This is a genomic window from Streptomyces sp. NPDC006691, assembly GCF_042869955.1.
Lineage (GTDB): Bacteria > Actinomycetota > Actinomycetes > Streptomycetales > Streptomycetaceae > Streptomyces.
Window position 1 is genome coordinate 58,201 of record NZ_JBIAGW010000003.1, and the last position, 20,243, is coordinate 78,443.

Sequence of the window (20,243 nt, forward strand, 5' to 3'; positions counted from 1 at the left end):
CGTTCAGCGGGCGGCGATCAGCACGATCACCAGGAGCACGGCCGCCACGCACACCAGGTTGGTGCGCGGCCCGGCCGGCACCGCCGCCGGCCGTTCGCGGTCCGCGCCGCCGCCCTTCGCGAGCAGCACGCCCAGGGCGAGCACCAGCAGGCCCGAGGGGCCGAGCAGGGACACCGCACCCACGTTCGACAGCAGTTCGAGGACGATTCGCACGCGTGTCTCCAGTCCCATGGAACACCTCCTCCGGTTGTCGCCGCCGCGGACCGCGTGGAGTGACGCTCGGTACCCTCATTGGCAGGCGATTGTGTGCCCTCCTCCTACCCGGACTGAATGGCTGCCATCTATGGTCAACCGAATGCATATTGGGCAACACGACTATGCCATTGGGAAGTTGCCCGTCGATCTGTCCCAACCAAGCGGTCAACAGCGGCAGTTGACCGGTGCCCGCAGCCATCTGTCCTGTCCTGACCGCGAGTTGTAGCCTCTGTGGGTGACGACCCACATCAACGGGGCCGACCGGGACGAGGCCGGGGAGATCCCCCGCTACCGATTGGTCGCCGACGCGCTGCGCCAGGACATCCAGAACGGGGTGCCGGCGCCCGGCGAGGGGCTGCCCAAGCAGGAGCAGCTGATGCGCCGCTTCCGTTGCGGACGCGGCACCGTACAGAAGGCGCTCCAGCTGCTGCGCGACGAGCAGCTCCTGGAGGAGGGCGTGTCCGGGCGGGGCGCCCGGGTGGCCCGCCAGGCTGCCATCGGGCGGCCATTGGTCCACTACGTCTCCCGGGCGTTCGAGGCCCCGCACGTCTCCCTGGACGTCTGGTCGCTGCACACCGAGGAGCTGTCCCGCGCCGTCCAGCAGCAGGCCGAGCTGATCCGGCTCGGTGACCGCGCGGCCCCCCGTTCGGTCCGGGTACGGGTCCTGGTGCCGGACCTGGACACCCACCATCCCTACCCGCGCCACCTCGACGATCCGGACGACATGCGCCCGCTGCGGCGGCTGCGCCGGGTCATCCGGATGTACGCGGAGGCGCTGCACCACTCGCTCACCCAGCTGGCCGAGGAGGGCACGGTGGGCTCGGTGTCCGTGGAGATCCGGGGCCTTCCGACGGTGCCCGGCGAGAAGCGCTACCTCATCAACGGCACCCAGATGCTGACCGGCTACTACTTCCTGCGCAAGACCCGCATCCTGGTGGACGCCGCGTCCATAGAGGTACTGGAGCTGCACAGCGACACCCTGTTCCCGGCCACCCTGGAGGGCAACGGGGCGCGCCCCCTGGAGCGTGCGGAGTTCCAGCAGGTCCAGGCGTGGTTCGACTCGCGCTGGGAGACGGTGGCGACCCCGCTGCGCCCGCTCGACGAGTAGCCGGGCCGGGCGGAGGAGAGCCGTCGGTCAGCGGCAACCGGACGAATAACGCCGCTCCGCGTGCGCCGCCCTGCCCTACCCATGATGCTGGTTCCGTGATGGACGAGACGGAGTTCTGGGAGATCGTCGACCGTTCCCGCGAGGCCGCCGACGGCGACCCCGAGGAACAGGCCGACCTGCTCGTGGACCGGCTGCTCCAGTACGACCCCGACTCCGTGCTCGACTTCGCCCGGCACTTCGAGGCGCGCTACAACCGCGCCTACCGCTGGGACCTGTGGGGAGCCGCGGCCGTGCTGCTCGACGGCGCGAGCGACGACGCCTTCGACTACTTCCGCTGCTGGCTCATCGGCCAGGGCCGCGAGGTCTTCGAGGGCGCGCTGCACGACCCGGACGCGCTCGCCGACCTCCTCGGCGAGTTCGACGAGGAGGTCGACGGCGACGGCGAGGAGCTCGGCTACGCCGCGGACGAGGCGTACGAGCAGCTCACCGGCGTCGAGGCGCCGGACCTCGGCATTCCGTCCCAGGCCGAGGAGCCCGAGGGGACCCCGCTGGACTTCGAGGACGACTCGGCGCTCGCGGCCCGCTTCCCGCGCCTGTGGGAGCGCTTCGGCACCGGCTGAGCCCGCGGGGCGGGCCGCCGCGCCCCCGGCCGCGGTGGCCCACCGGCGGTCGGGAATCGGGCCGTCGGCCAGAGGTGCGCACCGACGGTCAGAAGTGCGTGCCGCCGTCGACGCGGACCTCGGTGCCGGTGATGAAGCGGCCGTCGTCGCTCGCCAGCATCGCGACCACCGAGGCCACCGTCTCCGGACCCGCGAAGCCCTGGCCGATGGCCGGGGCGAGCTTCACGAAGAGCGACATGTCGGCGTCGGCGGGCAGGCCGGGACCCACGCTGGAACGGGAGGCACCGGATCCGTCCGTCATGCCGGAGGAGATCGAACCGGGCTGCACGGCGGTGAAGCGGATGCCCTGCTTGGCGTACTCGGCGGCGAGCGCGTGCGTCATCGACTGGATGCCGCCCTTGCTGGCCGCGTACGCCGCCATGTAGGGGTGGGCGAACACCGCCGAGGTCGAGCTGAAGTTGACGACGGCCGCGCCGTTGCCTTCGAGCAGCGCCGGAATGGCCTCGCGGATCATCAGGAAGGTGCCGGTCAGGTTGACCGCGACGACCCGGTTGAAGTCGGCCAGGCTCGTCTCGTGGGTGTGCGAGGAGCGCAGGATGCCGGCCGCGTTGACCAGCACGTCCAGGCCCCCGAGCGCGGAGACCGCGGCGGCGACTCCCTCGGTGACCGACGCTTCGTCGGCTATGTCCACGACGAGGGTGGTCAGCCGGCCGATGCCCGCGCCCGCCTTGTCCGCGGTGTCCTTGAGGCCGGCCTCGCTGACGTCCGCGGCGACCACGTGGCCGCCCTCCGCGAGCATGCGCAGCACGGTGGCCTGCCCGATGCCGGAGCCACCCCCGGTGACCAGGGCGCGGCGGCCTTCGTAGCGGTCGGTGACGGTGTTCACGCTCATCGCGGGTCCAGCTTTCTCGATGTCTCCGGTGGCTGCCGGGGGCGGCAGCATCCTGGTCCGACCACCGGGGGGTGGCAGCTTCCGGCGTCCACCGTACGCCTGGATGGCACGTTTTGCCACGACGTCAATCCATGCACACCCACAGGTCGCGGGCGTACGCTGACGAAGTGACCCACCCCGTTCCGCAGCCCCCGTCCGCGCCCACCCCCGCGGCCGCCCCCTCGCTCACCGAGCGCCGCAAGGCCGCGACCCAGCTCGACATCGCCCGGGCCGCGGCCGCGCTCTTCGCCGAGCACGGGCCGGACGGCACCACGGCCGAGGCCATCGCCCGGCACGCCGGGGTCGCGCTGCGCACCTTCTACCGCTATTTCCGCTCCAAGCAGGACGCGGTCGGCCCACTGCTCTCGGGCGGCGCCGAACGCTGGCGGGCCCTGCTGGAGGCCGCCGAGCCCGGACCCCTCGCCGGGACCCTGGAGGCCGCCGTGCGGGGCGCCCTCTCGGCCCCCGACGCGGCCGCCGTGGAGCAGCTGCGATGGACCCGGGGCCTGCTGCGCGCGGCCGAGCACGACGCGGCACTGCGGGCGGTCTGGTACCGGGTGAACCAGGACTCCGAGGAGCGCCTGCTGCCCGTGCTGACCCGGCTCGCCGGGCCGCGGGCCGACGCCCTGGAGGTGCGCCTCGTGGCGGCGGCGGCCACCGGCGCGATCCGGGTGGCCCTGGAGGCCTGGGCGGCCACCGATGCCCCGGCCTCGGGCGCCGGCTCCCCCGCCGAGCTCGCGGTCCGCTGTCTGCGCGAACTCACCGGCGGCATGCGCCTGTTGGGCCGCTGAGCGGCCCGGCTACCGCGCGTCGAGCCAGGCGAGCGCGGCCGTGGTCAGGGCCGTGACACCGGTGGTCAAAGTGGGCTCGACGACCGGGGCGAAGAAGGGCGAGTGGTTGGACGGGATGTCCTGGTCGACGGTTCCCGCGGCGAACGCCGCCCCGTACACCTCGGGGTCCGCACCCCCGAACAGCCAGTAGCAGAGCGGGACTTGGGCCTCCGTGGCGAACAGGCCGACGTCCTCGCTGCCGGTCACGGGCCCCGGGTCGAGCACCTGGCCGTCGCCGATGACCGCGCCGACGGCGGCCATCGTGCGGGCCACCGCTTCGGCGTCGTTGACGAGCACCGGGAACGAGTCGATCCCGGTGATGTCGGGCTCGCGCTCGGCCCCCGCCACGGCGGCCTCGCCGCGCACGATCCGCTCGACCGCGGCGAGCACCCGCGTGCGCACCTCCTCCTTGTACGTACGGATGTTGAGCTTGAGCTCGGCCTCGTCCGGGATGATGTTGTCCTTGGTCCCGGCGTTGAGCGAGCCCACGGTGACGACGGCCGTCTCGCCGCCCGGGATCTCGCGCGAGACGATCGTCTGGAGCCGCATCACGGTCGACGCGGCCATCACCACCGGGTCGACGGAGGCCTCGGGCCGCGAACCGTGCGCCCCCTTGCCGTACATGACGACCTTGAGCGCGTCGGTGGCGGCGAAGGCGGGGCCCGCGTGCGCGCCGATCAGCCCGGCCGGGAACGGCCCCACGTGCTGGCCGAGCACCACGTCCGGAGTGCCGAACCGTTCGTAGAGACCGTCGTCGAGCATGGCCCGCGCGCCCTGCCCGACCTCCTCGGCGGGCTGGAAGACGGCGAGGACGGTGCCGCTCCACAGCGAACGGGCGTCCGCGAGCAGTCCGAGCGCGCCGAGCAGACAGCTGGCGTGCATGTCGTGGCCGCAGGCGTGCATGACTCCCTCGGCGGTCGAGGCGTAGCCGAGCCCGGTCCGCTCGGCGACCGGCAGGGCGTCGAAGTCGGCCCGCAGCAGCACGGTGGGCCCGGGCCCGTTGGCCAGCACGGCGACGACACCGGTGCGCCCGACCCCGGTGGTCACCTCGTACCCGAACTCCCTTGCCCTGCGCGCGACTTCGGCCGCGGTGCGGTGCTCGGCGAAGGACAGCTCGGGGTGGGCGTGCAGATCGCGGTAGAGGGCCGCGAGATCGTCCCGGATCGCGTCGAGCCCCCGCAGCGCGACGCGGGCGGTGTCGGCGACGGCTTTGGCAGAGGGGATCGAGGGAGTGGACGGGGAGGAGTCTGACACGGAGCTGCCCTGCTTTCGGGGGTCGGGGAATTCGGTGTCGATGGTCAGCGGTCGAGCAGCGTCCGGCCCATCAGGACGTCGTCCACACAGGCGCCGTCGAGCAGGAACTCCCCGGGCAGGACGCCCTCGACGGCGAAGCCCTCCGCCGCGTACAGGGCGCGGGCCGGTGCGTTGTGGCCGAGGACGCGCAGGGTGATGCGCGTGGCACCCTGCCCGCGCGACACGTCGTACGCGGCGTGCAGCAGGGCCCGCGCGACGCCCCGGCCGCGTGCGGCCTCGGCGACTTCGAGCCCCTGGATCTGGCGGACGTGGCTGTTGCACGGGAGCGAGGTGGCCGGCACCAGGCGGAGGAACCCCACGACCTCCCCGTCCGCCTCGGCGACGAGGTAGTCCGCGGGCTGGTGCCGCTCGTCGAAGAAGGGCTCGTACGGCGGGACCGGGCGGGGCTGCACGGAGTGCAGCGGGGACCAGGCGTCCCGGGTGAGCAGGCCCAGCGCCTCGCCGTCCGAGCGCCGGGCGGGCCGTATGCGCAAAGGAGCGGGACGACCGGGCTCGGTGGACGACTCAGGCATGCGGCCACTGTGCCATGCGGGCCGGGGCGCGCGAGGATGGACCTCATGAAGATCGCGGTGACGGGTTCGACAGGACTGATCGGTGCGGAGCTGGTGCGCTCGCTGCGGGCGGACGGACACCAGGTGCTGCGCCTGGTACGGCGTCGGCCGGACGCGCCCGACGAGGTGGAATGGGATCCGGTACGCCAGTACGTGGACGCGGCGGGCCTGGCCGGCTGCGAGGCGGCGGTGCATCTGGCCGGGGCGGGCGTGGCCGACCACCGGTGGACGGCCGCGTACAAGAAGGAGATCCGGGACAGCCGGGTGCTCGGCACGGCCGCGCTCACCGAGGCCTTGGCCTCCCTGGACACACCGCCGAAGGTGCTGGTCAGCGGGTCGGCGATCGGCTACTACGGCGACACGGGCGGGCGGCCGGTGGACGAGTCGGCGCCGCCGGGCGAGGGGTTCCTCTCGCGGGTGTGCGTGGAGTGGGAGGAGGCGGCGGCCCCCGCCGAGGAGGCGGGCATCCGCACGGTGTTCGCCCGCACGGGCCTGGTGGTGGCCCGCGAGGGCGGCGCGTGGGCGAAGCTCATCCCGCTGTTCCGGGCGGGGCTCGGCGGCCGGCTCGGCGGCGGTGGCCAGTACTGGTCGTTCATCTCGCTGCACGACGAGGTGGCGGCGCTGCGGTTCCTGCTGGACGCGGAGGATCTCTCCGGCCCGGTGAACCTGACGGCGCCCGAGCCGGTCACGAACGCCGAGGTGACGGCGGCGATGTCCCGGCTCCTGCACCGCCCCGCCCTCTTCCCGGTCCCGGCCCCCGCGATGCGCCTGGCCCTGGGCGAAGCGGCCGAGGACATCCTGTCCAGCCAACGCGTCCTGCCGTCCCGGCTGCTGTCGTCGGGCTTCGCGTTCGCGTTCCCGAGCGTGGACGACGCGATCGGCGCGGCGCTGGCCTGACCCCGGGGGCGGCGCCCCGGGGCTCCGCCCCGGCCCCGGTCCGGGTGGACACCGCCCACGCATGCGCCCGCGGACCGCGCCTGCCCGATCGCGCCTGCCCGATCGCAGGGTTCCCCGCGCCCGTGAGGGCCTCGGCGCCGGCCGGTGGAGGGATTTCAGCCCGTCCGGCGGTGGAGGACGAGCGCCCTTGAGGCGCGAACGGGGTTCTGGGGGCAGAGCCCCCGTGGCCCGGAACCGACCAACCCCGGGCCACGGGCGGGAGAGCGGCAAAGGCGCCCGGGGGCTGGGCGGAGCCCCCGGGAGGGGGGCCGTGCGCCCGCCGTGCGCCCACGCCCACCCGCACGCGCGCAGCGCGAAGCCGGAGAACCTACCTACTCTCTCCCCGAACTCCGGCATTCCGTGGGCCAGTTGGGGGCATGAGGCCTCCACCGACCGCGCCTACCTCGGGGAGGGCCACGTGCTCAGTACCGCACACCATGCGGACGTACTCATCGTGGGGGCCGGGCTCGCGGGCCTGTCAGCGGCTCATCAGCTGACCGGCGCGGGAGTCACGGTCAGCGTCCTGGAGGCGGCCCCCGATGTGGGCGGCCGCATGTCGACCGCCCACGTCGACGGCTTCCGCCTCGACCGCATCGGCCAGCTGCTGTCGACCTCGTACCCGGAACTGACCCGCACCCCGGGCCTGGAGGACCTGCCGCTGCGCCCCTTCGCACCCGGCGTCCTCGTGCACAGCGAGGGCCGCCACTACCGGGCGGGCACGACGGGGAGCGCACGGGGCGCACTGGCCGCCGCGCGCGCCCGGGCGAGCGCCCCGCGCGGCACGCCCACCCCGCTCGGCGGCGCGCTCGACCAGGCGCGGCTCGGCAAGGCACTGGCCAAGCTCGCCGCGACCCCGGTCGAGCGGCTCATCGCCCGTCCTGAACTCCCCACAGGACAGGCCCTGTTGAGCCGGGGCCTGCCCGCCCGCACGCTGGACGGATTCGTCCGCCCGCTGCTCTCCGCCCTGCTGTGCGACCCGGAGCTGACCACGTCGAGCCGCTGCGCCGACCTCGCGCTGCGCGGCTTCGCCCGGGGCCGGCTGTGCGTCCCGGCGGGCGGCGCGGCCACCCTGCCGGAGCTGCTCGCGGCCGGGCTGCCGCCCGGCACGGTGCGCACCGGTGTGAAGGTGACCTCCGTCGCCACCACCTCGGTCACCACCGCCGATCACGGCGTGCTCGGCTGCCGTTCGCTGCTCCTGGCCACCGACGCCCCCGCCGCCGCCGAACTGCTGCCCGGCCTGCGGGTCCCCGGCTTCCATCCGCTCACCGTGCTGCACCACACCGCGCCCCGCCCGCCGCTCGCCGACCCCGCGCTGCTCCTGGACGCGGACCGCAGCGGCCCGGTGGCGTACACCTCGGTGATGAGCGAGGTCGACCCGAGCCGCGCGCCGCACGGCCGGGCGCTGATCACCTCGACCGTGCTCGGCACCCCGCCGGCCGACCTGGAGGACGCCGTACGCCGCCAACTGGCGCGTCTGTACGCCACGTCCACGGACGACTGGGAGCTGCTCGCGGTGCACCACACCCCGCAGGCCGTGCCCTCGATGCCGGCCCCGCACGATCTGCGCCGCCAGGTCCGGCTGCTCGCCGGCCTGTACGTCTGCGGAGACCACCGCGACACCAGCACCGTCCAGGGCGCCCTGTACTCGGGCCGCCGGGCCGCCCGGGCGATCCTCGCCGACCTGGGCGTCCCGTCCTGGCGGGCGACGGCGGAGGTGATCCACAAGGCGGCCTGAGGCCGGGCGCGCCCGGCCGGAGACATCCCCTGGCCCAAGGAGCCCGGTCGTGGACGTCTCCGGCCGGAGACGTCCACGGCCAGGGGCGGTTCAGCCGAGGGCGGCCACCCGGTCCCGGTAGGTACGGACCGCCGCCGCGTCCCGGTACGGCTCCAGACGGCGCTCGAAGTCGCGCACGTACTCGACCGCGCGCGCCGACCGCATCTCGCTGGCCTGCTGCGCCGCCTCCGCGCCCAGGGCGCAGGCCTGATCGAGTTCGCCGAGCCCGAGCCGGGCGGTGGCGAGGACGACCCGGCAGAACAGCCGGGAGCGGGCATAGCCCGGCGCGCGCAGTTGCAGCGAGCGCTCCGCGTGCTGGGCGGCCGCGCGGTACTGCTGGAGATCGCGGTGGCAGTGGCCGAACTCGTCGGCCAGCTGCCCCTCGTCGAAGTGCCGGCCCCAGTGCGGCACGTCGTCGCCGGGCCGGGCGCTCTCCAGCGCCCGTTCGGCCCGCGCGAGCGAGGCCGTGCACGCACGGACCTCGCCCAGCACCCCGTGCCCCCGCGCCTCGACGGCGTTGAGCAGTGACTGCACGACCGGTGGCGCCGCCGACCCCACACCCTGCTGAGCGACCCGGGCCAGCTGCACCGCCTCGCGGCCGTGTCCCAGATAGACGGCCTGCCGGCTCATGGTGACCAGGACGTAGCTGCCGTACGCCCGGTCCCCCGCCGCCTGCGAGAGCCGCAGCGCCTGCACGAAGTAACGCTGCGCGAGCCCGTGCGCCGCGATGTCGTACGAGGTCCAGCCGGCCAGTCTCGTCAGGTCCGCGGCGGCCGCGAAGAGCCGGCGGCCCACGTTCTCGCCGTAGCTGCCGCGCAGCATCGGCTCGGCCTCGTGCTCCAGATAGCGCACCAGGGCCTGGCGCGCGTGGCCGCCGCCGTAGGCGTGGTCGAGCGTGCGGAACAGTTCGCCGACCGAACGGAGCGCCGCGATGTCCCCGCCGGTCACCCGCTGTCCGGGCCCCCGGTCGGTGGTGCGCTGGCGGGGCACCGTGGGCCGGCCCTGCACCGGGATGCGGGTCACGTTGCCCGGCGGGGCCGGCTCACCGCGCCCCACCCGGTCGTCGGCCCGCCCGATCAGCCAGTCCCGGCTCGGGACCACCAGGCCCGCCGGGGTGAACGCGATCTTGCGGAGCTCGGCGTGGCTGCCCGAGTCCTTGCGCCACAGGCCGCTGACGATGTCCACGGCCTCCTCGGGCGTCGCCGCGAACTCCAGGCCCGCGTACACCGGCGCACAGGCGTCAAGACCGAGGTCCTGTGCGGAGAGCCGGCGGCCGAGCCGCCGGGTGAACACCTCGGCGATCAGCGCGGGTGTGGTGCCGCGCGGCTGCTGGCCGCGCAGCCACCGGGTGACCGAGGTCTTGTCGTAGCGCAGGTCCAGTCCGTGCTCCAGACCGAGCTGGTCAACGCGACGGGCGAGCCCCGCGTTGGAGAACCCGGCTTCCGCGATGAGTGTGGCGAGCTGGCGGTTGGGGGTGCGCTGCGAGGGTCGTTCCGTCATCAGCTCTGCGTTCTCCTGCCTTCCGGGCCAACCTTGCAGCCCTCATGGAACGGCGAGAATTTAGCGGTCAATACGGCCGGTGCCGCCACCTTCGCCCCGCATTCATCCGATCGTGTGGTGACGTGCCGTTTCTGCCGGGCTCCGGGGGGCGTGCGGGGGTTGTCGAACACGGTCGTACAGTGATTGAGGGCGCGCATCGATGGCATCCGAGAAGTTCGACAGGGGAGCTGGAGTGAACGAGCTGCGATTTGTCCGGCTGGGTTTCGGCGAGGACGCGGTCGAGTACCAGGAGGCCTGGGACGAGCAGCGCCGGGTGCACGCGGCCCGTTTCGCGGACGAGGTCCCCGACACCTGCCTCCTGCTGGAGCACCCCCCGGTCTACACGGCGGGCCGGCGCACCGAGGACAGCGAGCGCCCCCTGGACGGCACCCCGGTGATCGATGTCGACCGCGGCGGCAAGATCACCTGGCACGGCCCGGGCCAGCTGGTCGGCTACCCGATCCAGAAGCTCCCGCGCCCCGTGGACGTCGTCGCGCACGTACGCCGTCTCGAAGAGGCCCTGATCCGCACCGCCGCCGACTTCGGTCTCGCGACCACCCGGGTCGAGGGCCGCAGCGGGGTGTGGGTGCTCGGCGACCCGGTCGAGCAGCGCCCGAAGCCCGGCGGCCTCTCCCTCGACTTCGACCCGCGTCTGAACGACGACGAGTTCGACCCCCGGCTCAACGGCCCCGAGTACGCGCCGTCCAACGCCGGCCAGCGCCGCGAGGACCGCAAGCTGGCGGCGATCGGCATCCGCGTCGCCAAGGGCGTCACCATGCACGGCTTCTCGTTCAACGTGAACCCGGACAACACCTGGTTCGACCGGATCGTGCCGTGCGGGATCCGCGACGCGGGTGTGACGTCGCTCTCGTACGAACTGGGCCGCGAGGTCACGATCGAGGAGGTGCTGCCCGTGGTGGAGCGCCACCTCAAGGACATCCTGGAGCACGCGGAACTGGCCCCCCGCGAGGTCGAGCGGGCCTCGGCCTGACCGGCCCGCGGCCGAGCCCCGGCCGGCCCGCGGCCGGTCCTCGGCCCGGCCGGCCCGCGGCGGGGGAATGCCCCAGCCCCTCCGGGGGTTGCCCCCACGGCAGTGGGCCGCACCCCGGCCGTTCAATCAACGGGCGTACCCTAGGGTTCGCCGAAGAATCGAAGTCACAGGGAGCCGGACGTGTCCGCAGTCGCACCCGACGGACGCAAGATGCTGCGCCTGGAGGTCCGGAACAGCCAGACCCCCATCGAGCGCAAGCCCGAGTGGATCAAGACCCGGGCGAAGATGGGCCCCGAGTACAACCAGCTCCAGAAGCTGGTGAAGAGCGAGGGTCTGCACACGGTCTGCCAGGAGGCGGGCTGTCCCAACATCTTCGAGTGCTGGGAGGACCGCGAGGCGACCTTCCTCATCGGCGGCGACCAGTGCACCCGGCGCTGCGACTTCTGCCAGATCGACACGGGCAAGCCCGAGGCGCTCGACCGTGACGAGCCCCGCCGCGTCGGCGAGTCGGTCGTCACGATGGACCTGAACTACGCCACCATCACCGGCGTCGCCCGCGACGACCTGGCGGACGGCGGCGCCTGGCTGTACGCGGAGACCGTGCGCCAGATCCACGCGCAGACCGAGGGGCGCGCCGAGGGCCGCACCAAGGTCGAGCTGCTCGCCCCCGACTTCAACGCGGTCCCCGAGCAGCTGGAAGAGGTCTTCTCCTCCCGCCCCGAGGTCTTCGCGCACAACGTCGAGACCGTGCCGCGGATCTTCAAGCGGATCCGCCCCGGATTCCGTTACGAGCGCTCGCTCGACGTGATCACCAAGGCCCGCGACTACGGTCTGATCACCAAGTCGAACCTGATCCTGGGCATGGGCGAGACCCGCGAGGAGATCAGCGAGGCGCTCCAGCACCTGCACGACGCGGGTTGCGAACTCATCACGATCACGCAGTACCTGCGCCCCTCCGTGCGCCACCACCCCGTCGAGCGCTGGGTGAAGCCGCAGGAGTTCGTGGAGCTGAAGGAGGAGGCCGACGAGATCGGCTTCTCCGGTGTGATGTCGGGCCCGCTGGTCCGCTCCTCCTACCGGGCCGGCCGCCTCTACCAGCAGGCGATGGAAGCCCGCAGCGCCGCCACCACCGCCTGATCGGGGCGCGGATCCGGACGTACCCGCGCGTGAATCCGCCCACAGGCGACCACTGACCGGTCACGGCCGCGCCGACGCGGCTCGTACCGTCCCCCGCAGGTCGGGGCGCGCGTACGGGCCGCGTCAACGTTTTCCGGGGCCGCGTCAATGTTTCATTGGCGTTTGACCGGTCGGACACGCCCTGGTAACACCAATCAGTGACTCTGGCTTTACGCACCGCGCATGCCCCCACACCACCGTCCGTTCCTGACTTCCCGTCCCGAGGGGGGACCTCGACGATGCAGGCCGCTACCGCTCCGCAGACCGTGCGGGCCACCACGCTTCCGTCCGTCACCGGCGCGCTGCGCGCCATGGAGTCGTTGATCATGAGCTCCGGCCAGCGGACCGCCCGGCGCAACGCCTGGACCGCGGTCCTGGAGGACCGTCGCCGGGCCAAGGACCGGGTCGAGGCCCAGCACGTACTGGAGGCCGTGGCCACCCGCCCCTCCTAGGCCACGTAAACTTCCTGGTATGGCGAGGAAGGCAACCGCAGAGAGCGCTGCGAACGATGCGAATGCGGGGCGACTGAAGCAGATCGCCCTGACCTACAAGATGACCCGCAAGGCCGACTCCAAAATCGGGCTTGTCATCGCTGGCGTGGGAATCGTCGTCCTCGGCGTCTTCCTCGCGATCGGGTTCCTGCTCGGGCACCCGGTCTATCTCGGCATCCTGGGTCTCCTGGTGGCCGTGCTCGCGATGGCGATCGTCTTCGGGCGGCGTGCCGAGCGGGCGGCGTTCGGTCAGATGGAGGGCCAGCCCGGCGCGGCGGCCGCCGTGCTCCAGAACATCGGGCGCGGCTGGACCACCACCCCGGCCGTGGCGATGAACCGCAGCCAGGACGTCGTCCACCGGGCCGTGGGCAGGGCCGGCGTCGTGCTCGTGGCCGAGGGCAACCCGAACCGGGTCAAGTCCCTGCTGGCCGCCGAGAAGAAGAAGATGGCCCGCATCGTGGTGGACGTCCCGGTGCACGACGTGATCGTCGGTGACGGCGAGGGCCAGGTGCCGCTGAAGAAGGTGCGCACGACGCTCCTGAAGTTCCCGCGCGTGCTCTCGGGCCCGCAGGTGACCGCGGCCAACGACCGGCTGCGCGCCATGGGCGACCTGATGAGCAACATGCCGCTGCCGAAGGGCCCGATGCCCAAGGGCACGCGGATGCCGCGCGGCGGAAAGATGCGCTGACCCCCACCGCGTAGGCACGACGAGGCCTCGAACGCATACGAAGGCGGCCCGGACCGACATGGTCCGGGCCGCCTTCCGACGTTGCCCGACACGGGTCGCCAAGTCCGCCGGCACGGGTCGTCGGGCCCCCAGGCCCACACGTGTACGGGCCCGCAGATGTACGGGCCGACAGGTCAGCGGGGCTAGATCCTGACCTGGACCGCGCGGGCGAGGCGGTCGTGCAGGCCGCGGCCGTCGCGGTCCCAGATCAGCGCCGGGATCGCCAGGCACAGCAGCAGGGTGCGGACGACGACCCGTACGATGCCGAGCCGGCCGCCCTCCTCGGCGACCACGCGCAGACCGAGCAGCCGCTTGCCGGGCGTGAACCCGACGGTCCCCACCGTGAGCACGCCGAGCACGAAGAACACCAGAAGTGCCCAGTTGCCCGCGCTGTGCTGGTCGCCGCGGGCGATCAGCTGGTACGCGATCAGGGCGCACAGGGCCCAGTCGATGAAGATGGCGGCGAACCGCCGCCCGAGCGGGGCCACCGAGCCGGGCCCGTCCTTGGGCAGACCGAGCCGCTGGCCCCGGTAGCCGAAGTCGACGCCCATGTCCTCGGCGGCCGCGCGGGGCCCCGAGAGCCACGATCCGATTGCTTGCCTGTTGTCCACGGATCCCACGGTACTGCGCCCGTTTTCGATCACTTCGGCCCGGGTCAGTCTTGGCACGCTTGTCACCAGGCCGGTTAACTTGGGTGAAACAAACGGGTCACGCTTGAGAAATCCCGCCTGCCTATGGTCGGGTCCAGCGTGTGCCACCGCACTGGCCGCACGACCGAGCTGCAACCCCGCCCCTCCCGGGTGGGAGTAGGAGGAGTTGGATGTTCCAGAACGGCGACGACGCGAAGAAGTTCATCGCGGACAACGACGTGAAGTTCGTCGACGTCCGGTTCTGCGACCTGCCGGGCGTGATGCAGCACTTCACGATTCCCGCGAAGGCGTTCGACGCGACGGAGGAACTGGCCTTCGACGGCTCGTCGATCCGCGGCTTCCAGGCCATCCACGAGTCCGACATGGCGCTGCGCCCGGACCTCTCGACGGCCCGCCTGGACCCCTTCCGCCGCGACAAGACGCTGAACATCAACTTCTTCATCCACGACCCGATCACGGGCGAGCAGTACAGCCGCGACCCGCGCAACATCGCCAAGAAGGCCGAGGCCTACCTCGCCTCCACCGGCTTCGCGGACACCGCCTACTTCGGCCCCGAGGCCGAGTTCTACGTCTTCGACTCGGTACGTTTCGAGACCTCCGCGAACCAGTCCTTCTACCACATCGACTCCGAGGCCGGCGCCTGGAACACCGGCTCCGAGGAGAACAACCGCGGCTACAAGGTCCGTTACAAGGGCGGCTACTTCCCGGCCCCGCCGGTCGACCACTTCGCCGACCTGCGTGCCGAGATCTCCCTGGAGCTGGAGAACTCCGGCCTCCAGGTCGAGCGCCAGCACCACGAGGTCGGCACGGCCGGCCAGGCCGAGATCAACTACAAGTTCAACACGCTGCTCGCCGCGGCCGACGACCTGATGCTCTTCAAGTACATCGTGAAGAACGTCGCCTGGCGCAACGGCAAGACCGCGACCTTCATGCCGAAGCCGATCTTCGGCGACAACGGCTCGGGCATGCACGTCCACCAGTCCCTGTGGTCCGGCGGCGACCCGCTGTTCTACGACGAGCAGGGCTACGCGGGCCTCTCGGACATGGCCCGCTACTACATCGGCGGCATCCTCAAGCACGCCCCGTCGCTGCTCGCCTTCACCAACCCGACGGTGAACTCCTACCACCGCCTGGTCCCGGGCTTCGAGGCGCCGGTCAACATGGTGTACTCGCAGCGCAACCGCTCCGCCGCGATGCGCATCCCGATCACGGGCTCCAACCCGAAGGCCAAGCGCGTCGAGTTCCGCGCCCCGGACCCGTCGTCCAACCCGTACCTGGCGTTCTCCGCGCTGCTGCTCGCGGGCCTCGACGGCATCAAGAACAAGATCGAGCCGGCCGAGCCGATCGACAAGGACCTCTACGAGCTGGCTCCCGAGGAGCACGCCAACGTCCAGCAGGTCCCGACCTCCCTCCCGGCCGTCCTGGACGCCCTGGAGGCGGACAACGAGTACCTCCAGGCCGGCGGTGTCTTCACCTCCGACCTGATCGAGACCTGGATCGACTACAAGCGCACGGCCGAAATCGCCCCGATCCAGCTGCGGCCGCACCCGCACGAGTTCGAGCTGTACTTCGACATCTAAAGATCAGGTCCGGGCGACCTGGGCGGACATCCTGAAAGCATGCGTCGGCCTGCGAACCCACTGCTCAGCAGTGACCGCTGTTCCCGCTTGCCCTCCGCCCCCGTGCACCATGTGTGCGCCGGCCGGCTGATCCTCTGACGTAGCGCCAGTAACAGTGAGGCCGCCACTCCCCACCGGGGTGGCGGCCTCACTCGTCTACGACATGCCTTCACCCGAGACCTACGCGTTACGAGGACGACCTGCAAGATCATGCCGGGTAGCGCCGTGCCAGCACGACGGGTCCTGCAGCCCAGGTCAGGAGCATGGCGCTGCTCAGGCCCGTACCGCGCAATCCAACGTGTGCCCCGTCCCCTCACACATCGCGTGGGCCGGGCCCGTGCTGCGGGCATCGCGTCCTAGACCGAATGTTGGCTTCTACGAGATCTGTCTCGTCAGCTTTTGGGATGACGGCGTTCCGTTCCGCTGGCCGACGATGGCAGGCGACGCCAACAAGACCTCACTCATCGCGCCCAGCGTAATTACCAGGACTTCGGCGCCTGCGACCGGCACGGCCGAGAAGGCCCGCACGGCGATCGGCCGACGATATCGAGCCGCAGCATAGATCCTTCTGCGTCTCGTTCTGTCACTTCGCAGAGCGGTTGACCGAAGACAACAACTCCACGCTCGGCCATGCCCGAACATGGTTGGGACCGCCAAGTCCGAGGTGCAGCCGTGGGGGATCACATGCGCGTTGAAATTCGTGTCGAGCCGGCGGATGACGAACTCCGCTCCCTGCTGACTTGGCTCCGTCGCGACCCTGACATCCGACGTACTGCCAGCGTGGAGATGTGCGAGCAAGCGCCGCGCGAGGGCGAAATGGGGGCAGTCTCTGACATCTTGCAGTTGGTCACGGAGAATGGGTGGAGTGCAGCGAACTTCGCCCTGGCGCTTGCTGCTTGGAAGCAGACACGGCCGCGTACCTCGCGGGTGACAGTCCGGCACCAAGACCTCGTTGAAGCCTTGACTGACTGCAGCGACCAGGAGATCGAGCGCATCACACGGCTACTCCAAGAGAGCCGGCGGAGCGACGAGGGGGGCACGGCAAGTTGAGCACGTTCCCGGATCCCGGCGCTTCGAGAGCGGTGCTGATCGGAACGAGTACCTACGACTATCTCGAAGATCTTCCAGCCGTTTCCAACAACCTCGGCTCCCTGGCAGAGATGCTCACCGGGCCCATGTCGTGGAGCCTCGGCAAGGACCACTGCGTTGTACTCTCCAACCCGCCCAGTGCGACAGCAGCGATGAACTCCCTGCGCGAAGCCAGCGCCGCAGCCAGGGACACGTTGCTCGTGTACTACGCGGGGCATGGCCTGGTCACGCCAGACGGCGAGCTCTACCTGGGATTGCCTCAATCCCAACAGCAGCGAGTCGAAACAGGGATTCCATACGGCTGGCTCCGTGGCGCTCTGCTGGAAGGGCGGGCGGAGCGGACAGTCGTCATTCTCGACTGCTGTTACGGCGGCCTGGCTCTGGGAACCATGGGGCCCTCTGAGTTGGCTGCCCAAGCTGATGTCGAAGGGACGTACCTACTCGCCGCGGCCTCAGAGACCCGCCAGGCACTCGCCCCAGCCGGGGAGCCCCACACTGCTTTCACCGGTGAACTGCTCGCCGTCCTCACCACCGGTATCCCGGGAGGGCCCGAGCGGCTGGATCTCGACAGCATCCTTCGCGAACTGCGGAGGTCACTCTCGGCAAAGGGCCGACCGGTCCCCCAAGGACGAGAGCGCAACAGCAATGGTCGGCTAGCGTTGGGCTGGAATCCGGCCTTCAGCCGATCCCCGATGTCTAGCAGACCTAGCGACAGACACGTCGATGACCGTGCGTGGCCGGCACCTACCTCCATCCGCACTGTCGAGGGGTTCTTCGATGCGTTGAGGCAAGTGCGGGTCACTAGCGCCCTCACGCACACAGCCATCAGTCACCGCTCAGGCAGACAAATCGCTCCAGGAACAGTCGGCAGCCTCCTCAACCGCAAGGAACTGCCCAGGACATGGCGGACGACAGGCGTCTACCTGATCGCCTGTGGAGTGCCGGACGAGCAGCTCAATGACTGGCAGTTGTGCTGGGAGCGGCTGCGCTCTGCGCCTTCGCCCAGAGACGCGCCTGAGCACGAGAGGCCCAGGAAACAGAGCCAAAGCACCCGGGTTTCGTCCTCCTGGAGACAGACCTTCCGGAAACTAGCGGGACGGCGATTCCGTGACTGACTGGGCTGTCCGCTGAGGTTCCGGAGTCGCCTTGCCCCCGTCGCTGCCAAAGAGGCTGTTCCAGGCAGCGATCAGCAGAAGTACGCCAACCACTACGACCCAGAGCGCCGGCTTCTTAACCTTGCTGGATACCGTCGTCGGCCTCACGTAGTGCGCCGCTCGGTAGTACCCCTTCCGCGCCTTTGCCATCGCGCCTATACCCCCGACTCTGTACCTTGCCACGTCAGTTGTGGAGTGTGTCAAAGCAGTTGCCCTGCCGACCGGCGGTTGGAGTACAGAGGCCAGATCTGGTCTGTACGTGGCGCTCCATCGCCCCTTGCCACCGTAGCGACGCCATGATCGTGCGGTTCCCCGACCCGACAGTCAGCAGAGGTGGTGGCAGCCGGGGAGGCGAAGGATCTTCCATTATCCGGCGTCGTATCGAGCAACGGTGATGGAATGAGCTATGTCTTCGCCTCCAGCTCAATGGCCGCCAACCGCTCAGCAGTTATGGCACGCGATACGCGCGGGCCGGGCTTTGGACCTCTCCTCCCCTTCGTCCGAGAGCACAACCAGACAGGGCCAAACAGTAGCTGCGGGAGTCATTGCCCAACTCCTGCTGCAGCCCCCACTTCCGGAGCCCGGCGCCGTGCCGCGACTGCATCTGATCGGCGCCACCATCACGGGAAACCTTCAGCTGTCGCACGCGACAGTCGAAATTCCCATGGCCTTCGTCGACTGTCATTTCGACAGCTCGGTCGACCTGAGCGACTCCTCGCTGCGCTCTGTTGACCTTACTGGCTCTTCCCTTCCAGCCTTGAATGCGGACAGGATAAGAGTGGAGGGCGACCTGAAGCTTGCCCGCATAGTCGGCGGAGCTGTATCCCTTTTCAGGTCTAATATCAGTGGTGACGTGTGGCTCAATCACGCCGAGTTGGTCAGCGAGGATCCCGGATACGCCTTGCGCGCACCCCAGCTGCACGTTGGCGGCGGGCTGTACGCACGGGCCATCCGCGCCTCGGGCGGGATCAACCTGTGGGGCGCTCAAGCTTTCACGCTTGAGCTTGTTAAAGGTCGCCTGAGCAGGGAAAGTTACGCAGCTCTCCGCTGCGACGGCCTCCGCGTCGTACAGGACCTTCACTGCACGGAGCTGTCCGTTGACGGGGGCGGAATCTCTCTATTCGGGGCGTCAATCGGCGGCCAGTTTTGGCTCAACCAGGCTGTGGTACATAGCTACACCGGCTGGGCTGTCAGTGCCCCTTCGCTCAGGGTCGGCGGAGGAATCTACGGCAACGCCGTGAGGGTACGAGGGGGCGTCAACCTCTTCGCTGCCAGCATCGGCGAATCAATTGAATTTTCAGGGTGCAGTCTCACAGCTCATAAAAATCACGCGCTGCACGCCCCAGGAGCGCACATTGAGGCCAATCTCAATTTGAGCAGCGGAACATCCGTCACGGGCGACGTCACCCTGCAACGCGCTGAGATCAAGGGCACGCTGCACCTGCCTACCTCCGCATCCGCCGATACATCTTCCGTCGATCTGCAGCACGCGACCGTGGGCGTTCTGGACATGAGGTCGACCAACACCCAGCCCTCCACATGCGACCTTCGCGGTGCAACCATCGAGCGTATCGACGATTCCCCTGACTCCTGGCCACCGCAGATCGAGCTGGACGGACTGACGTATCAAGAACTCCGCCCCTTGCTGCCGGCTCCCCAGCGACTGGCATGGCTCAATCGCAGCAGCGAATACAGCCCTCACGCGTACGAGCGCCTGGCCACCTACTACCGACAGCTCGGCCATGACGACGATGCACACACCGTGCAATTGGCCCGCCATCGAAGACGACGCGGCTCCGCACAGCTGCCTGCCCGACTCTGGGGGTACTTCGAAGACCTCACCGTCGGCTACGGCTACCGCCCAGGGCGTGCTCTCGGATGGCTCATCGCCCTCACGACACTTGTCGCCATCGTCTTCACAGCGGTACCGCCACAGCCCGTCCGCGCTAACGGTCCGGCCTTCCAGCCAGTCGCGTTCGCCCTCGACGTCATTCTGCCCATCCTGGACCTCGGCCAGGAGAAGGCGTTCACGCCCTCCGGCAACACTGCGTGGGTCGGCTGGGCAAGTGCGATAGCCGGTTGGCTCCTGGCTACCACCGTCATTGCTGGCCTCACCCGGCGCCTATCCCGCTCCGGGCGCTGAACCCCACATGTTGTGCACGGAGCCCAGCCGCTACGGCCAACCACAGTAGGTCAGGGGCTCCTTCGAGCTCTACTTCGACCTCTAAGCCCAGCGGCCCCCGCACCCCCGAGCCCCGCCACCCCTCACCGGGCGGCGGGGCTCGCCGCGTCGCGGCTCGCTCCCCCGTTGTGCTCCCTCCCAACGGGTGGAGGGTCGGGCGGAACGAGGCCCGGGGTGGGGATCTTGCGGGAAAGTGGGCGGATTCCTAGTTCAGGGGGCGGCATGGCCGAGGTGGTGGGGGAAGAGCGGGTTGATGAGCAACTGCGGTACCGGTCAAGCTCGTTGGAGGCGAGCCGGCGGCGGCCG

The 20,243-nt window shown here is 70.5% G+C and carries 19 protein-coding genes; 13 read left to right on the plus strand and 6 right to left on the minus strand.

Annotated elements, in window-relative coordinates:
* Positions 1–3 precede the first annotated feature (3 nt).
* Positions 4–231 (minus strand): hypothetical protein, encoded by a 228-nt coding sequence (locus ACFYNP_RS07050; RefSeq protein ID WP_388408325.1) that lies wholly within the window; start codon positions 229–231, stop codon positions 4–6.
* Positions 232–490: 259 nt separating this feature from the next.
* On the opposite strand from ACFYNP_RS07050, the gene ACFYNP_RS07055 reads away from it, so the two are divergent.
* Entirely contained in the window at positions 491–1,363 is an 873-nt protein-coding gene (locus tag ACFYNP_RS07055) for a winged helix-turn-helix domain-containing protein (RefSeq protein WP_388408322.1), read from the plus strand.
* A 98-nt stretch (positions 1,364–1,461) separates the two neighbouring features.
* Positions 1,462–1,983, plus strand: coding sequence for a DUF4240 domain-containing protein (locus tag ACFYNP_RS07060; RefSeq protein WP_388784257.1), 522 nt, complete (start codon positions 1,462–1,464; stop codon positions 1,981–1,983).
* A gap of 88 nt (positions 1,984–2,071) precedes the next feature.
* On the opposite strand, the gene ACFYNP_RS07065 is transcribed toward ACFYNP_RS07060, so the two are convergent.
* Positions 2,072–2,875, minus strand: a complete 804-nt coding sequence (locus ACFYNP_RS07065; RefSeq protein ID WP_388408319.1) for an SDR family NAD(P)-dependent oxidoreductase — start codon at positions 2,873–2,875, stop codon at positions 2,072–2,074.
* Between the two features lie 167 nt (positions 2,876–3,042).
* On the opposite strand from ACFYNP_RS07065, the gene ACFYNP_RS07070 reads away from it, so the two are divergent.
* Positions 3,043–3,705 carry a TetR family transcriptional regulator gene (locus tag ACFYNP_RS07070; protein WP_388783374.1) on the plus strand — a complete coding sequence of 221 codons (663 nt, stop codon included), beginning with the start codon at positions 3,043–3,045 and terminating at the stop codon, positions 3,703–3,705.
* Between the two features lie 9 nt (positions 3,706–3,714).
* Here the strand turns inward: ACFYNP_RS07070 and ACFYNP_RS07075 are convergent, their stop codons facing one another.
* Both ACFYNP_RS07075 and ACFYNP_RS07080 read right to left on the minus strand, forming a co-directional pair.
* Positions 3,715–4,998 carry an amidohydrolase gene (locus ACFYNP_RS07075; RefSeq protein WP_388783377.1) on the minus strand — a complete coding sequence of 428 codons (1,284 nt, stop codon included), beginning with the start codon at positions 4,996–4,998 and terminating at the stop codon, positions 3,715–3,717.
* Between the two features lie 44 nt (positions 4,999–5,042).
* On the minus strand, positions 5,043–5,570 hold the full coding sequence (locus tag ACFYNP_RS07080) for a GNAT family N-acetyltransferase (RefSeq protein ID WP_388408311.1): 528 nt from the start codon (positions 5,568–5,570) through the stop codon (positions 5,043–5,045).
* Positions 5,571–5,606: 36 nt separating this feature from the next.
* On the opposite strand from ACFYNP_RS07080, the gene ACFYNP_RS07085 reads away from it, so the two are divergent.
* Both ACFYNP_RS07085 and ACFYNP_RS07090 read left to right on the plus strand, forming a co-directional pair.
* Positions 5,607–6,506: a TIGR01777 family oxidoreductase gene (locus tag ACFYNP_RS07085; protein WP_388783379.1), complete on the plus strand. Its 900-nt coding sequence runs from the start codon at positions 5,607–5,609 to the stop codon at positions 6,504–6,506.
* 457 nt (positions 6,507–6,963) lie between these two features.
* A complete protein-coding gene (locus tag ACFYNP_RS07090; RefSeq protein ID WP_388783382.1) occupies positions 6,964–8,280 on the plus strand; it encodes an NAD(P)/FAD-dependent oxidoreductase in 1,317 nt (438 codons plus the stop codon).
* A gap of 90 nt (positions 8,281–8,370) precedes the next feature.
* On the opposite strand, the gene ACFYNP_RS07095 is transcribed toward ACFYNP_RS07090, so the two are convergent.
* Entirely contained in the window at positions 8,371–9,819 is a 1,449-nt protein-coding gene (locus tag ACFYNP_RS07095) for a regulator (RefSeq protein ID WP_100576877.1), read from the minus strand.
* 232 nt (positions 9,820–10,051) lie between these two features.
* On the opposite strand from ACFYNP_RS07095, the gene lipB reads away from it, so the two are divergent.
* From lipB to ACFYNP_RS07115, 4 genes are all read left to right on the plus strand, one after another.
* Entirely contained in the window at positions 10,052–10,849 is a 798-nt protein-coding gene (gene lipB, locus ACFYNP_RS07100) for a lipoyl(octanoyl) transferase LipB (protein WP_388783384.1), read from the plus strand.
* Positions 10,850–11,029: 180 nt separating this feature from the next.
* The gene (lipA, locus tag ACFYNP_RS07105; protein WP_345255543.1) at positions 11,030–11,986 is read left to right on the plus strand and encodes a lipoyl synthase; all 957 of its coding nucleotides are present in this window, start codon (positions 11,030–11,032) and stop codon (positions 11,984–11,986) included.
* Between the two features lie 278 nt (positions 11,987–12,264).
* Complete coding sequence (locus tag ACFYNP_RS07110) at positions 12,265–12,477, plus strand: hypothetical protein (RefSeq protein ID WP_388408302.1); 213 nt, start codon at positions 12,265–12,267, stop codon at positions 12,475–12,477.
* Between the two features lie 19 nt (positions 12,478–12,496).
* Positions 12,497–13,204 carry a DUF4191 domain-containing protein gene (locus ACFYNP_RS07115; RefSeq protein ID WP_100576873.1) on the plus strand — a complete coding sequence of 236 codons (708 nt, stop codon included), beginning with the start codon at positions 12,497–12,499 and terminating at the stop codon, positions 13,202–13,204.
* Between the two features lie 182 nt (positions 13,205–13,386).
* Here ACFYNP_RS07115 and ACFYNP_RS07120 read toward each other — a convergent pair whose 3' ends face one another.
* Complete coding sequence (locus ACFYNP_RS07120; protein ID WP_388408299.1) at positions 13,387–13,854, minus strand: RDD family protein; 468 nt, start codon at positions 13,852–13,854, stop codon at positions 13,387–13,389.
* 209 nt (positions 13,855–14,063) lie between these two features.
* Between ACFYNP_RS07120 and glnA the strand changes: the two genes are divergently transcribed.
* The 4 genes from glnA (at position 14,064) to ACFYNP_RS07140 (ending at position 19,898) form a co-directional block, all read left to right on the plus strand.
* Positions 14,064–15,473, plus strand: coding sequence for a type I glutamate--ammonia ligase (gene glnA, locus ACFYNP_RS07125; protein WP_388408296.1), 1,410 nt, complete (start codon positions 14,064–14,066; stop codon positions 15,471–15,473).
* 723 nt (positions 15,474–16,196) lie between these two features.
* Positions 16,197–16,562, plus strand: a complete 366-nt coding sequence (locus tag ACFYNP_RS07130) for a hypothetical protein (protein WP_388783386.1) — start codon at positions 16,197–16,199, stop codon at positions 16,560–16,562.
* A 32-nt stretch (positions 16,563–16,594) separates the two neighbouring features.
* The gene (locus ACFYNP_RS07135) at positions 16,595–17,716 is read left to right on the plus strand and encodes a caspase domain-containing protein (protein ID WP_388784260.1); all 1,122 of its coding nucleotides are present in this window, start codon (positions 16,595–16,597) and stop codon (positions 17,714–17,716) included.
* 628 nt (positions 17,717–18,344) lie between these two features.
* Positions 18,345–19,898, plus strand: coding sequence for a hypothetical protein (locus ACFYNP_RS07140; protein ID WP_388783389.1), 1,554 nt, complete (start codon positions 18,345–18,347; stop codon positions 19,896–19,898).
* The last annotated feature ends 345 nt before the right edge of the window (positions 19,899–20,243 follow it).